The organism is Halopseudomonas pelagia CL-AP6 (genome assembly GCF_000410875.1).
Taxonomy (GTDB): Bacteria; Pseudomonadota; Gammaproteobacteria; order Pseudomonadales; family Pseudomonadaceae; genus Halopseudomonas; species Halopseudomonas pelagia.
The window spans coordinates 30,780-45,814 of record NZ_AROI01000024.1; the positions used below are offsets into that span (position 1 = coordinate 30,780).

The window sequence follows — 15,035 nt, forward strand, 5'->3', positions numbered from 1 at the left end:
CATGCAGCCCTTTTCTCAGTTAGCCCGATTCAGCGTGGCTCGCTCATCAACCCCTTGACGATGGAGACGCACCCGACTAGCAGTACCAGGGTGAAAGGTAAGCCGGTGGACACCGCCATGGCCTGCAACGCCACCAGACCGCCCCCGAGCAGCAGTGCAATCGCAATTACGCCCTCGATAATCACCCAGAACACGCGCTGAGGCACCGGCGCATTGACCTTGCCGCCTGCGGTGATGGTATCGATCACCAGGGAGCCGGAATCTGATGAAGTGATGAAGAAAACAATCACCAGGATAATCCCGATAAACGAGGTTATCTCCGCCAACGGCAGTTCACCGAGCATTGCAAAGAGCTGTAGCTCAAGCGCCGCGTCCTGCACGCCGGTAAATCCGTCGTTAACGAACTGACCGATGCCCGTGCCGCCAAAGGCCGTCATCCACAACACTGACACCAGCGAAGGCACCAGCAACACCGCAATCAGAAACTCGCGCACGGTACGGCCACGGCTGACCCGGGCGATAAACATACCGACAAAAGGCGACCAACTGATCCACCAGGCCCAGTAGAACGCCGTCCAGCCCTGGCTAAAGTTGGCATCTTCACGACCGATCGGGTTGGACAGTGCCGGCAGATGTTGGAGGTAAGAACCCAGGTTGGTAAAGAACCCGGTGAGGATCGCCAGCGTCGGGCCAACAATAATAACAAAGCCCAACAACAGGATCGCCAGCACCATGTTCAATTGCGACAGGCGCTTCACGCCCTTGTCCAGGCCCGCCAGCACAGACATCAGGGCAATGGCCGTAATGCCGATAATCAGCAGCACCTTGGACATATCCGTGGCAGCAATACCGAACAGGTGATCTATCCCGCCGGCGGCTTGCTCCGCGCCAATACCCAGCGAGGTGGCCAAACCAAACAGCGTGGCAAACACCGCAAGAATATCGATCACGTGACCAGGCCAGCCCCAGACCCGCTCACCCAGAATCGGATAAAAGATAGAGCGGATGCTCAGCGGTAGCCCTTTATTGAATGAAAACAGCGCCAGCGCCAACGCGACAATCGCGTAAATCGCCCAAGGATGCAGACCCCAATGGAAGATCGTTGCGGCCATGCCCAAGCTGGCAGCCGCCTGTGCATCGCCCGCCGCGCCAGCTAAAGGCGCCCAATCGGTACGCAGGCCGTCTTCGCCAATAGCTACACCGCCCATGGATGCCGAGAAATGCGACATGGGTTCGGATACGCCATAGAACATCAGGCCGATGCCCATACCGGCGGCAAACAGCATGCTGAACCAGCCCATATAGGAGTGATCCGGCTTGGCGTCCATACCGCCCAGGCGCACCTTGCCTAGCGGCGAGACGATCAGGACCAGACAGAGAACGACGAATACGTTAGCGGCAGCAAGAAAAAACCAGGCCAGATTGCCGGTCAGCCAGTCACGGATCGCATTGAAGATGGGCGCAACTTCATTCTGCAGTGCCAGCGTGATGATCACGAAAGCGATAATGGTCAGGGCTGAAATGCTGAAGACTTTGCCGTGAATATCCAGCGCAAAGGAAAACTGCCCTTTGATATTATCCTGGCCAATGACGTAATCGGTATCAATCAGAGTGGACTCGCCCGAGGGCGCTGGAATGGCGTCCACGGCGGGTTTTTCCGGCTCTATACCGGTATTTGAAGAGGGATCTTTAGCCATCGAAGGTCTTGCTCCTGAGTGAAGGAGGCCGATTACACAAGCACCAACACAGGACAAGATTACGGTTTCTTGGCCAGCCTGGTGTGCTACTCAACCATGCTTGACGGAGAACCGGCAAAGACTACCGATCAACAGCCATTCGGCGACATTCGTCACCAATAAGCTGCCATGATAGCGATTTCTGGAACATTATGGAAACGCCTCTGTCCCACCACGTCTTGCCGCTAGCTGGCCGATTGCAGAATGGCCAGCGCTTGCCGGGCTGAGTAGCCATAACTTTGCATCAGTGCCTTGAGCTCATCATTAAACGCCAGCTCCCGTTGCAAGCCAGTATCCTGCTTCATATTTTCCAGTTGGGCCAATTGCTGCGCAAGCATGCGCTCTGCGGCCCGAAACTCAGCTAGATTGGTCATAAACTACCTTCAAGATATTAAGAAATGCCTATGCTGATTCTACATCATAGTCTCAGGCATTAGACGTGTCCTTGCGCAAAGGTTAGCCTGTTAAACATGCTAAAACCTCTCTCTAGGACCGCCCTCAACCGACTGACCCGCTGGCTGAGCATCAGTTGCTTGGCTTTTCTTACCGGTTGCAGCGGCAGCGATCCGGCCACGCCCACCTTGACCAGCCAACCGATGGAAGCGCGGCAGGCCGATCAGATAATGATTGCTGCCGCTCATCCATTGGCAGTCGAGGCCGGGCTTGAAGTATTGCGCGAAGGCGGTCATGCCGTGGATGCCGCCATTGCGGTGCAGATGGTCCTGGGGTTTATTGAGTCTCCAGAGACGGGCCTGGGCGGCGGTGGCTTTTTGTTATTGCATCAGGTCGATTACCACCATCCGGTTATCTACGACGGGCGCGAGACTGCACCTGCTGCGGCGCAAGCCGACCGTTTTCAATGGATGGGCATGCAGCTTCCGCTGGCCGCGGCTATTCCCAGTGGCGCCTCAATTGGCGTACCCGGATTGGTCTCCATGCTCGCCATGGCCCATAAGGAGCATGGCCGGTTACCCTGGGCCCGATTACTCGCGCCCGCCATCAAGCTGGCCGATGAAGGCCTGCCGATGCCCCTGCGCCTGCAAAAACAGATCGCGTCCGATGCCTCCTTGCGACTATTCAGTGACACGCGCAGCTACTATCGCCAGCAAGCTGGCGCAGAGCGGCCAAGACTGCAAAACCCGGCATTGGCCGCGACCCTGCGCCAGTTAGCCGAGCAGGGCCCGCAGGCTTTCTACCAGGGACCCATCGCCGAGAAGCTGATAGCGCGGGTAACCAAGGCTCGCTGGGGCGGGAGTGACATGACCATCACCGACCTGAACAGTTACACCGCGTTAAAGCGCGACGCCGTATGCGCCCCTTACCGGGAGTGGACCCTATGCGGCGCCCCGCCACCATCGTCCGGCGGCATCACGGTATTGCAGATCATGGGCATACTTGAACATTTTGACCTGGGCTCGCTGAAACCCGGCAGCCCGGAAGCACTGCACCTGGTGAGCGAGGCCAGCCGCCTAGCCTTTGCTGATCGCAACACCTACATCGGCGATCCAGATTTTGTCGAGGTGCCAACCCATGCGCTGCTGGACCGCGACTACCTGCAACAGCGCGCCTTGCTGATCAATCCGCAACAGGCACTGGCCAACATCCACCCCGGCGAGCCTGGCAAGCGCGTGGAAATGCGCGAGTTCGAGCTGGCCCCCGATGCGCAGGAGCGCGGAACTTCGCACTTCAGCATCGTCGACGCCCAAGGCAACCTGCTAGCCTTAACCAGCTCGAACGAAGCGCCCTTCGGCAGCCGTATGCTGAGCCAAGGGTTTGTGTTGAATAACCAACTGACCGACTTTAGCTTTGATCCCCAACTAGGACAAAAGCCCCATCCCAATGCGGTCGCCGGTGGCAAGCGGCCGCGCAGTTCGATGGCACCCATAGTCGTTCTCGATGCCAATGGCGAGCCGCGCCTGGTGATAGGATCACGTGGCGGTAGCCGGATCATCGGTTACCTAGTCAAAGCGCTCATCGGCGTACTCGATTGGGAGCTGGATGTGCAGGATGCTATCGCGCTGCCAAACCACCTAGACCGTGGACTCGGTCTTGAAATAGAAGCAGGCACTGTGCTGGAACAACAGCAATCGGCGCTTACCCGCTTGGGCCACAAGGTTCAGGTAGTGCCGATGACCAGCGGCCTGCATGGCATAGAGCGCGTCGATGGCCGATGGCGCGGCGCGGCAGACCCGCGACTGGATGGCGTAGCATTGGGTGAATAAACCAGCCCCCGCTAGTCCCTGTAAGCTTTCATCTATTTTCGCACCCGAATGGCGGGCGTCTTTTCCCAGGAGTGAGGCATGACCCACAACGCTTTTCCAATGCCTCCCCGGCAGCACACGTCAACCGGTGCGCTTCGCCGAGTAGGGGTAGAGCTGGAAATGAATGGCCTGACGCTAGACAGCCTGGCTCAGGTGTCGGCACAATTTCTTGGCTGCGAGATTGAGTTGACCAGTCGTTACGAGCGCACCCTGCGCGGTGATGCGGCGGGACCCTGGATCGTTGAACTGGATTTTCGGCTATTAAAACGGCTCGGCCGCGAACAGCGCAGCAAGGACGACTTGGGCGACGATCTGAAAACCTCTGCCGAAGAAATGCTCAAATGGCTGACCGACAGCCTGGTGCCCCACGAACTGGTCAGCCCGCCGCTACCGCTAGACCGATTGCACGAGGTGGATGGGCTGATAGAACGCCTGCGCCAAGCTGGCGCCAAAGGCACCGGAGACCGCGTCACCAGCGCCTTCGGCATGCAGTTTAATCCCGAGGTACCAGATACCGAAGCCGACACTATCAGCGCCTACCTAAAGGCGTTTATGTGTCTCTATGAGTGGCTGCTGAAGCGGGCCAATATCAACCTGACCCGACGCCTGACCAGCTATGTGGATCCCTTCCCGAGCGTTTACGTGCGGCAAATGATCAACCTCGCCTATTGGCCAACCTTGCCGCAACTGATCAGCGATTATCTGCGCGACAACCCGACGCGCAACCGCGCATTGGACATGTTGCCGCTGTTCAAACACCTCGACGAGGCCCGCGTGCTGGCTGTGACAGGCGACGAGCTGATCAAATCCAGGCCCACTTTTCACTACCGCCTGCCTGACTGCCTGATCGATCAGCCCGGCTGGGGTCTGCACCTGGCCTGGGCGGACTGGCTCGAAGTAGAACGCTTGGCGTGCGACCGCCCACGCCTGGACGGCTGCTGTGAAGCCTACCGGCAACACCTGGACAGTGGCCTGAGCCGCCTGCTGACCGACTGGGCCGACCAGGTCGACAACAACTGGCTGGATGCCGCTGGATGAAAAGGATTACCGTCGCTGTCACCGGGCCGCGGCGCGGCGCCTTTGGGCCGCGCTTTCTGGTCGCCTGCGCGCTGCGCTGGTACGGCGCCCGAGCCCTGCAGATAAGGCCAGGGGATGATCTTGAAACGCTGAACTATGATGCCGTGGTGGTGACTGGTGGGCATGATATAGACCCAGTCATTTACGCTGCAGAGCCTGAGGTACATCCCCGGTATGATGCCGAGCGCGACGTCTTGGAAATGGCGGTGATCGATGATGCACTGGCGCGCAACCTGCCTTTGTTGGGCATTTGCCGGGGAGCCCAACTGCTCAACGCTCGGCGCGGCGGCAACCTGTTACAGGAGCTGAAATCACACCGCAAGATGACCTCCAACCGCTGGACCATTCTGCCGTTGAAAACGCTTAACGTGCAGCCCAATAGCCGGCTCTGGCGGCTGTTGATGGCCGACAACTGTCGTATCAACAGCTTGCACAATCAGGCCATCGACCGGGTTGGTGAGGGTCTGATCGTCAGCGGCCGCGACCTGGATGGCATAGTGCAGGCGGTGGAGGATCCCGATAAAGCCTTTCTGCTTGGCGTGCAGTGGCACCCAGAGTTCCTGCTGCTGTTTCGTCGCCAGCGCCTGCTATTCCAGGCGCTTATTCAGGCTGTGGGGCGCTCGACCAACTGATCATATGGCCAGGCCACTGATCCGCCGCACCGGCGTCTGCACGGCCTGCTCGAACACACCGTCACGGGCTTCTACCAGGCTGAAATGCTGGCTGGCCCGGGTAATCGCGGTATATACCAGTTCTTTGGTCAGCACCGGGCTGCGCGCATCCGGTAGCACCAAGGCAGCATGCGTAAATTCCGATCCCTGGGATTTGTGCACGGTCATGGCGAACACCGATTCCACCTCGCTCAGCCGGCTGGGCAGGACAAAACGCACGCCGCCCTTGCCGTCGTTGCGGGCAAAAGCTACCCGTAACGCCTCGCGCTCGGCAGCACCGGGGTGCAGGGGCTTTTCGCGCACCCGCAGGGCAATACCGATATCGCCATTCATCAGTCCCAGGCTGTAATCATTGCGGGTGACCAACACCGGGCGACCCTCATACCAGCCTTGATCGGCACTTAACCAGCCTCGGCGATGCAACAGATTGGCCACTCGCAGATTCAGCGCGTCGACCCCCCAGGCGCCCTTGCGCACCGCACATAACAGCTGGAAGCGATCAAATGCCCCTAGCACCTGTTGTGCCCAGCGCTCCCAGGCCGGATCCTCGGCCGGCACCTGCGGTTCAGGCCGATGCGCCTGCAGGCTATGCAAATACAGTGCATAGCCTGGCAGCGCCGACGCGTCGCCCAACACCAGCCGTTCAAAAGCCTCGTCGGTTACCGCGCTGACCCGCAGCCGATGAATATCAGCAAAGCCGCCCGTCTGCAAAAGCTGACGGGCGCCAGCAGCATCGCCACCGTTGACCGCCCTGGCCAACTGACCAATACCGCTGACGGCGCCAAAGCGATGGGAGTAGCGCAGCATCGCCGTCTGCTGTTCCAATAGGTGAAGCGTCCCATCACCGATCTGCAGGCCCGCAGCGGTCAATGACTGGCCGCTGTTGTGCTCCAGCCACTCACGTGTGGCCGGGCTATAAAGCCCCTGCTCGGCATGCCGGCACAGGTCACCGAGCACCGCCCCAGCCTCGACAGACGCCAGTTGATCCTTATCGCCGAGCAGAATCAGTCGTGCGCCGGGTGGCAGCGCGTTGAGTACACAGGCCATCATCTCCAGATCGATCATCGAGGCTTCATCCACCACCAGCACATCCAGCGCCAACGGGTTGGCCTGGTGATGACGAAAATGCCGGCTGTCCGGCAGACTGCCAAGCAGGCGATGCAGCGTGCTGACGTCGGTAGGAATCTGTCTGCGCACGGCCTCATCCACCGGCAACCGGCCCACTTGCTGGCCGATGGATTCCGTCAGCCGCGCCGCCGCCTTGCCGGTGGGGGCCGCCAGACGAATACGCAAGGGCTGCCCGGCCTCCACGGCGGGGGTTTGCAATAGCGCCAGCAGCCTGACCACCGTGGTGGTTTTACCGGTACCCGGCCCACCGGTGATAATACTGAAAGCGCCGCGCGCAGCCAGTGCACAGGCAATACGCTGCCAGTCTGGCGACTGCTGGCTGTCGGCAAACAGGCTTTGCAAGCGCTGAGCCAGCGCCGGCGGCGTGCTCAGCGGCTCTGCCAGCCGACGCTGCAGCCCCTGGACTACCTGACGTTCGTAGCGAAAATAACGCCGCAGATACAAGCGCTGGCCGACCAGCACCAGCGGCCGCTCGGCCTGTTCGGGCAACCCGCTATCGATTACACGGCTGCCCGCCAGCGCCGCTTGCCAGTCATCCAGCTTCAGGCTGCGCAACAACGCTGAGGGCAATAGCACATCCGTGCCTTCCTCGCCCTCGGGGGGCAGTGATAGGGCAAAATCCGGCTCGGCCAGCGTGGTGGCCAGATCCAGGCAGACATGCCCATGCCCCAGCTGGTGGCTGACCAAAGCGGCCGCCAATAGCACCCTGGCGTCACAGGCCGGATCCCGCTCCAGTAGAAAAGCCGCCAAGGCCCGATCCAGCGCCCGCAACCAACCACAGGCCAGCCAGGCGTCCAGCAACGCCAACAGTGCTTGCGGGTCGGTCAGCGGGTCGGGCTGCTGCCGGGCCTGCTCCAGCCAGTCGATCTGCGCGTCTTTCATGCAAACAGCTCCTCGGCCGCTTGACCTACGAACAACCGATCCAGTGCCTCAATCAGTGTCTGCGCCGGGCGGTCATGCCAAATCCCCGCCTGCGGCGCCTGCGCCCCGCGCACGAACCAATACAGCGCCCCGCCCATATGCGTCTGATAGTCATAATTTGGCAGGCGTGCCTTGAGCTGGCGGTGCAGCGCCAGCACGTAAAATACGTACTGCAGGTCATAGCGCTGCTCGAGAATCACCCGCTCCATGGCCTCATCGACATAGTCACTGGCCGATGACCCCAACCAATTGGATTTGTAATCCACCACGTAATAGCGCCCCTGATGCTCAAAGACCAGATCGATAAAGCCCTTGAACAGGCCGTTGAGTCGATCGCGGCGTAGCGCCGGACGCGGCCGCCCCCCCAGCGTGGCGGCGCAAACCAACTGATCGAGCTGCTGCACATCCACGCGACTGGCCGCAAACATGAACTCCATCTCCGGCTGGTAACCTCCGGCAGGCAACTGCGCCAGGCAAACATCCGCCGGTGGATCGACCCGCTGGAGCAGCGCCGGGTGCTGCAGCAAGGCGATCAACCAGTCGGCCAGGCATTCGCTCCACTCGCCCCAACCGCGCCGGATGCAACGCGGGCGCAGCCACTCGATACACTGCTGTCGGTCAGTCAGTGCGGCAAAGCCCTCACGCCCCGCCAGCTCCAGCAGCCCGTGCAGAAAAGTACCCGGCTGCGGGCCTCGCGGGAAGCGGTGAATAGTCGGTAGTTCGCCGGCGCGTAGCGGCACAAAGCGCGCAGCACGCTCGTCATCCGCCATTTTCTCCGCGGCCGGACTTTCCGGCGCGTTACCTATGGCCTTGCCCGCCAGGTCTTCGCTGCCGATGGCCAGGGCACTGTAGGAGGCAATCCACCAGGACTCGAAGGGCCCATGCTGCGGCTCCCGCGCGATGATCTGCGGGTCCGGCGCTTGCACTGGCTGGTAGCGCAGATCTTCCACCTGGGGAGCGGGCGTGACGGCCACGGCGTCATCGCCTGCGACGGTCCATTGCTGTAACCAGCTGGCCAGCGCGGGACTGGCACCCAGTGACTGGCCGCCGGCCAGCAGATAGCCAACCGCACTGTGGTGCAGCACCGAGGATTTGCCCTGACCGACCTTTAAATCCGCCATGCCCAGCCAACAGGCATGCCGCGCGCGGGTCAGCGCCACGTACAACAGCCGCAGGTCTTCGCCCAGGCGCTCAGCATCGGCTTGCTGGCGGTCGTCTTCCGAGGGTTCGAGTACCAGGCTGCGACGCTCGCCATCATGGAAGCGGACCGGTTCGCCGCCCTTGACCGGACGGCTGTGGCAAATAAACGGCAGAAACACCAGCGGGTATTCCAGGCCCTTGGACTTGTGAATGGTGACTACTTTGACCAGTTCAGCATCGCTTTCCAGCCGCAGGACTTGATCCTCCCCGGCGCCCTCGCCAGCCAACGGGATCAGTTCGGCCAGATGCCGTACCAGCGCCTGCTCACCGTCCAGCTCGCGGGAGGCGCGTTGCAGCATTTCCGCCAGGTGCAGCAAATTGGTCAGTTGCCGCTGGCCCTGGGTGCGCTGCAGCAAACGGGCCGGCAGATCGAAATCATGCAGCAGGCGATGCAGCATCGGCAGTACACCCTGGCGCTGCCAGAGGCGGCGGTATTCGGTGAACTGAAATACCCGATGCTCCCACAGCCGCTCATCTTCATTGAGCCTTTCCAGCGTGGCCCAGGATTGGTCTAACGTCGGGCTGGCCAACGCGGCGCGCAGCAGCCGATCATTGCCCGGTTCGGCGCAGGCGCGCAACCAGCGCAGCACATCGACCGCCTCCTGGGAGTCGAGCACCGAATCCTTGTCTGACAGGTATACGCTGCGGACTCCGCGTTCTGACAAAGCAGCGCGAATCGCCTCGGCCTCACGGCCGGTACGCACCAACACCGCCATATCCGCCGGCCGCAACGGCTGCCAACCCTGCTCCGGATGGTCAAAGCCTGCCGCCCCGGCCTGGCCGGCCTGCAACAGCTCGACCATCGCCGAGGCGCAGCGTGCCGCCATCTGCTGCCGGTAGGCTTCAGCACTGAGCGGCTCTTCGCTGTGCAGATGCCAGGCGGTCAGCGCCGGCGCGGCCTGGCCATTGAGGGTCCAGCGCTCCTTGCGCCCGCGCGCAGCCACCGGATAAAACGGCAGCAGCGCCTCGGCGCCAGCGCCAAAGCGGAAGGCGCCCAGGTTGTCGGCGTCCTGACTGTCCGCACGCTGCTCGGCCAGATCAAACACCCGATTGACCGCATCGACCATTGGCTCGCTGGAGCGGAAATTGGTGTCCAGGTGTTCATGGCGCCCGAGCGTGGCCTGCCGTGCGCGCAGATAGGTAAAGATGTCCGCTCCGCGAAAGGAGTAGATCGCCTGTTTGGGATCGCCAATCAGCAGCAGAGCGGTATCGGCCGGACTTTGCTCGAGGGGATAGACCCGATCGAATATGCGAAATTGCAGCGGGTCGGTGTCCTGGAATTCATCGATCATGGCCACCGGGAATTGCCCGCGAATCACCGCCGCCAGGCGCTCGCCGTTGTCACCCTGCAGGGCATCGTCCAGGCGCGTAAGCATGTCATCGAAGCCCATCTGCGCGCGCCGGCGCTTTTCCGTGTCGAAGCGCTCGGCGATCCAGGCGGCAGCATGCCGCAGTGCCGGCTGTGCCGGACCGGCCAACGCGGCCAATCGATCCTTGAGCTCGGCCATCGCCTCCAGCGCCGGGTGCACCGGTGGGGTGCCCTGCTTCCATATGTCTGCCAGGCCCGCACTGGTCAAGCGCTCAAAACCCTTGCCGATATCCAGCGTCTCGGCAGCTGGATCCGCAGCCCAGTCGCGCAGCTTGTCCAACCAGTTGCCGAGGTTCTTGCGATTCAGGCTCTGGCCATTGAACGCTTTGGCTTCACGGGCCTGCTCCAACAAGCCTTCGAGTTCATCGGCCCAGACCAGCCAGGGTGATTTGAGTGTGTGCAGCTCGGCGGCGGCCGATTGCAGTGCGTCGTTGATCAGCGTCTGCAAATCGACCGCCGGCACCGGTTGTTTCTGGTCCAGCAACACCCGCACCCTGGCCAGCAAGGCATCAGGTTGGCGCCAATGTTGATCTACCCAGGCCAAAGCCCGGCCCTGCAGCCGATAGCAATGCAGCCGCCAGTAGTCGCGCGCGACTTCGGCGAGCAACTCGCGCTGGTCGGTTTCCAGAGTCTGGGTGAACAGGCTGCCGCTGTCGAAGGCGTGCTCGCGCAGCATGCGTTGGCACCAACTGTGGATCGTCGATACGGCGGCCTGATCCATCCACTGCGCGGCGATATCCAGCTTGCGCGCGCAGGATGGCCAATCGCTCTCGGCATAATCACCGCGCAGGCCTTGCAGAATCGGATCGAGTTCGGCCAGTTCAGCGCGAAACGCCTGCGCCGCCTCGACCAGACGCGCGCGAATACGATCACGCAACTCCTGGGTCGCCGCCTCGGTAAAGGTTACCACCAGAATATCCGGCGGCAGCAGTTCGCGGCCAAATCCCGCTTCACCGCCGTGCCCCAGGACCAGACGCAGATACAGCGCAGAGATGGTAAAGGTCTTGCCGGTGCCGGCGCTGGCCTCGATCAAACGGCTGCCGCGCAGCATGCAGCGCAGCGCCAGCGGTCTTGGCTCGTTATGGGCGGCGGTCATGCCTGCACCTGCGTGGCCGGGCTGATGATTAACCATTGCTCCGCCTCGGCGCGTACCAGTGGCTGGTACAGCAGGCTGGCAAAGGTTTCGAATTCGCCACTGGCGCTGAGGCTGGCAAAATCCGGGAAACTGCGCAGCAGCGCCGCGCTGTCCAGGCGCTCACCGCGACTGAAATCATTGCCGTCGAAACACTGCCGCGCCTGGGCGCTGGCCTTGTCTTCATCCTCGGCGCTCAGCCAAGCCAGCGCGGTCTTGGGCGCTACCGGTAATGGCCGGCTCAGGCCCTGATGCCAGGCATCCAGCCAGTCCTGCACAATGGCGGCGGCCTGCCGCTGCTCCAGCGGCAGCAGCTGGATATCCGCATCCGCGCTGATGATGCAGCTGCTCAAACAGTGCCCGCTGGCTGCGGCGCACACATGCACCACCAGCTCATTGAGCAACTTGCGCCAGTTCAGGCTTTTCTTGCCGAGCACCAGCCCGGGCAATAGCGTCAGCCGTAGCAGGCCTTCCTGGCGCGCAGAACAGCGCACATCCGCCAGCCAACTGCTCAACTCCACGGCGGCGCTACGGCCTGCGATGGGGAGCGGATGATCCAGGCGCTGATCCCACAGCCGCGCCTGCAGATGATAGCGTTGCAACTGATCCGCCAGCGGCGCCAATAGCTGCTCGCTGGTCAGGCCGGCGAAGCCGGCCAGCGGCAATTGCCCGCGCTGTTGCAGGCGTACCGCGCCCTGCTCCAGCAAGGCCATCAGATCGGACTCCGGCTGCGCATCCTTGAGGCTGTCGAGTAGCGTCTGGCTAAGCTGGTAGCGTTGCAAGCCGTCGAGGCTGAAATGCTCGTCGTCCTCGGTCACCACCTCGCGTTCATCCAGCCAGACCTTGAGCCGCTGACTGTAGAAATGCCCGACCGGATTGCGCAGAAAACGCTGCAAGGCGGGTAACTCGATAGCGGCCTCCAACACTGCGGCGGGCAATGCCTGATTACCCGCCTCGAGTCGCACCTGGCCATGCAGTGGCAACCATTCCCGGGCATAGCTGAAGAGCCCGCGCTGGCCGGTAAAATACGCCAGACTGAAAGGTTGCAACGGATGCACGGTGGTTAACCCGGCCAACAGATCAGCCTCTTGCGCTGGCTGCCAACCGGCAGCCAGATGATCACGCAGCTGGCCGATCAGCACCGAGGGCGGGCGCTCGCCGTTATCACGGATGCTGCGCCCGACCCAGCTGATGTAGAGCCCCTGACGCGCCGAGAGCATGGCTTCCAGCAGCAGGTAACGGTCGTCCTCACGCCGCGAGCGGTCACCGGGCCGGTAGTCGCGGCCCATCAGGTCGAAATCCAGTGGCTGTTGCGCACGCGGATAATCGCCATCATTCATGCCGAGCAGACAAATGTGCTTGAACGGAATCGCCCGCATGGGCATCAAGGTACAGACGTTGACCGCGCCAGCGAGGAAGCGCTGGCTCAACGGGTCCTGACCAATGCCCTGCAACCACGCCTCGGCCGTCACGTTCAGCGGCAGGGCCTCCTGCAAGCCGACCGCATCGCATAACGCCAGCCACTGCTCCAGACTTTCCTGCAATTGCGCCAGCAGATATTGGTCACGCTCGCTGCCAGCGTCAAAAAAATCCTCCAGCAACGCGCGCAAGCGTTCACCCCAGACCGAAGGCGCTGCCGGCCGGGCCAGCGCTTGTTCATGGCGATCCAGTGCGTCCAGCAGCGCGCTGAGTGGCCCGAGCAGCGCTGCATCCAAGCCACCGATTTCGTCATAGGGTTCGATGTCACTCCAGGCCTCACCCTGCCCCACCGCGTAGCCCAGCAGCATACGCCGCAGCCCAAAACGCCAGGTATTAGCCTCCAGGCCATCCGGCATACCCAGTTGGCTGCGCCGTTGTTGATCCAGCCCCCAGCGGATACCGGCGCCTTCTATCCAGCGGCGCAGGGTCGGCAGATCAGCCTCGCCCAAGCCGAAATGACTACGCAGTGCCGGTACATCCAGCAGGTCCAGCACTTCGCTGACCGGCAGGCGGCTGTCTGGTAAACGCAACAGATGCTCGAGGGCAATCAGCAGCGGCTCCTGGCCACGCTGCCCCTGATCCGCCAGGGTGTAGGGGATATGCCGCGGATCGTCAGCGCCGTACTGACCAAACACCGCCTGGACATGCGGCGCATAGGTGTTCACATCCGGCACCATGACGATAATGTCTCGCGGCCGCAGTTGCGCGTCACGGTCAAAGGCATCCAGCAGTTGGTCATGCAGTATTTCGACCTCCCGCTGCGGGCTGTGCGCCAGATGAAACTGGATCGAACGGTCCTTTTCGCTATCCACCGCTGGCCAGCGTTCGCGGGTTTCCGCCAGCGGGCTGAGCTCCAGCACATCCTGTTGCAACTGTTGTAGCAAGGTCTCTGCTCCGGGCTGTTCAAACAGGTCCACGCGGCCGCCGTTGATCGCCGCAAAGCGCGCCTCGTAGCCGGCGCGCTCGTCATGGCTATCGAGCAGATTAATGTAATCGCGGCCCTGTTTGCCCCAGGCCGCCAGCAACGGATGTGCGTGCTGGTGCAAGGTGCTGTCGTCCAGCTGGACCGGGCTATTGGGCCGGCGCTGCTGACGCCGATACTGATGACGCAGCAGATCCTGATCGGCGACGATATCACCCCAATGGTACTGGCAGGGATTAAGCACGCAGAGCAGCACCTGACTGAAACGGCCGATGGCCGCCAGGGCCTCGAGCGTCTGCGCGGGCAGCGAGGAGATACCAAAAACGATCACCCGCCGCGGCAAGCCCGCCGGAGGGCTGCTGGCTGCCAGCACCTGGTCGACAAAGCGCGGGTGAATACCGGCACGGCTATCGCTCAGCCGGGCATTACCGACGTCGTCGATGACCGCGCGCCAGAGTGCCGGCTGCCAGCATTCTTCAGCACCCAGGTCACGATAACCCTCGCGCGCCAGGCGAATCCGGTCGCGGCCCTCGGCCCAGTCGTTGAGCCAGTCGGCACGATAGACCTGGTACTGATCGAACAGGTCAGCCAGGCGCTCAGCCAATTGATAACGCTTGCGGCAATCGGCATCGTCGGCCAGAAAGCGCTGCAAAGGGGCAAACGCGGGTTGATCCAACAGCCCCGGCAGCAGGCGCATCAGGCGCCAGGTCAGGGGTTGCTTGTCCAATGGGGATTGCTCGGGAACCGCTTCGCGGCCGAGCACCGAGCGATAGGTCTGCCACAAAAACCGCGCCGGCAACTGCACATCCAGGGCTGCGGCAATACCACAGCCACCCCCTTCCGCCTGCGGGTCAGCGGCCAGCGCCAGCTTCAGCCATTGGGCGATGCCGTTGCTTTGCACCAGCACCACCTCATTCTCCAGCGGATGCAGCGGATACTGCCGGGTCCAACTGACCACCAGCTCACGCAAGGCTTCCAGACGGTTGCCATGGATAATCATCAAGCCGGGATCTAACGGGCGGGCATCCTGCATCAAGGCTCCGGGGGTAAGCGTGTTATGAACACACGAGAGGTACACAAATCACTGCGTGCAGGTTAGGCAATAGTATTGCCGCCGTCCATGCGGCAATAGGTTATAG

Annotated in this window: 8 protein-coding genes; 3 read left to right on the plus strand and 5 right to left on the minus strand. The window is 62.0% G+C overall.

Annotated features, from left to right (window positions below; translation table 11 throughout):
* Window positions 1-29: 29 nt before the first annotated feature.
* Window positions 30-1,697, minus strand: coding sequence for a BCCT family transporter (locus tag K787_RS0116770; protein ID WP_022963972.1), 1,668 nt, complete (start codon window positions 1,695-1,697; stop codon window positions 30-32).
* Between the two features lie 224 nt (window positions 1,698-1,921).
* The gene (locus K787_RS23490; RefSeq protein WP_022963973.1) at window positions 1,922-2,110 is read right to left on the minus strand and encodes a hypothetical protein; all 189 of its coding nucleotides are present in this window, start codon (window positions 2,108-2,110) and stop codon (window positions 1,922-1,924) included.
* Between the two features lie 96 nt (window positions 2,111-2,206).
* On the opposite strand from K787_RS23490, the gene ggt reads away from it, so the two are divergent.
* The 3 genes from ggt (at window position 2,207) to K787_RS0116790 (ending at window position 5,706) form a co-directional block, all read left to right on the plus strand.
* Entirely contained in the window at window positions 2,207-3,958 is a 1,752-nt protein-coding gene (gene ggt, locus K787_RS0116780) for a gamma-glutamyltransferase (protein ID WP_022963974.1), read from the plus strand.
* 78 nt (window positions 3,959-4,036) lie between these two features.
* Complete coding sequence (locus tag K787_RS0116785) at window positions 4,037-5,035, plus strand: amidoligase family protein (RefSeq protein WP_022963975.1); 999 nt, start codon at window positions 4,037-4,039, stop codon at window positions 5,033-5,035.
* Window positions 5,032-5,706 (plus strand): gamma-glutamyl-gamma-aminobutyrate hydrolase family protein, encoded by a 675-nt coding sequence (locus K787_RS0116790; RefSeq protein WP_022963976.1) that lies wholly within the window; start codon window positions 5,032-5,034, stop codon window positions 5,704-5,706. Before K787_RS0116785 ends, K787_RS0116790 begins: the two co-directional genes overlap by 4 nt.
* On the opposite strand, the gene recD is transcribed toward K787_RS0116790, so the two are convergent.
* From recD to recC, 3 genes are read right to left on the minus strand one after another with little or no spacing between them, the layout of a single operon-like run.
* A complete protein-coding gene (recD, locus tag K787_RS23495; protein ID WP_022963977.1) occupies window positions 5,707-7,755 on the minus strand; it encodes an exodeoxyribonuclease V subunit alpha in 2,049 nt (682 codons plus the stop codon). It lies immediately after the preceding gene.
* Window positions 7,752-11,459, minus strand: coding sequence for an exodeoxyribonuclease V subunit beta (gene recB, locus K787_RS0116800; protein ID WP_022963978.1), 3,708 nt, complete (start codon window positions 11,457-11,459; stop codon window positions 7,752-7,754). Before recB ends, recD begins: the two co-directional genes overlap by 4 nt.
* Window positions 11,456-14,929: an exodeoxyribonuclease V subunit gamma gene (gene recC / locus K787_RS23500; RefSeq protein ID WP_022963979.1), complete on the minus strand. Its 3,474-nt coding sequence runs from the start codon at window positions 14,927-14,929 to the stop codon at window positions 11,456-11,458. Before recC ends, recB begins: the two co-directional genes overlap by 4 nt.
* Window positions 14,930-15,035: the final 106 nt, after the last annotated feature.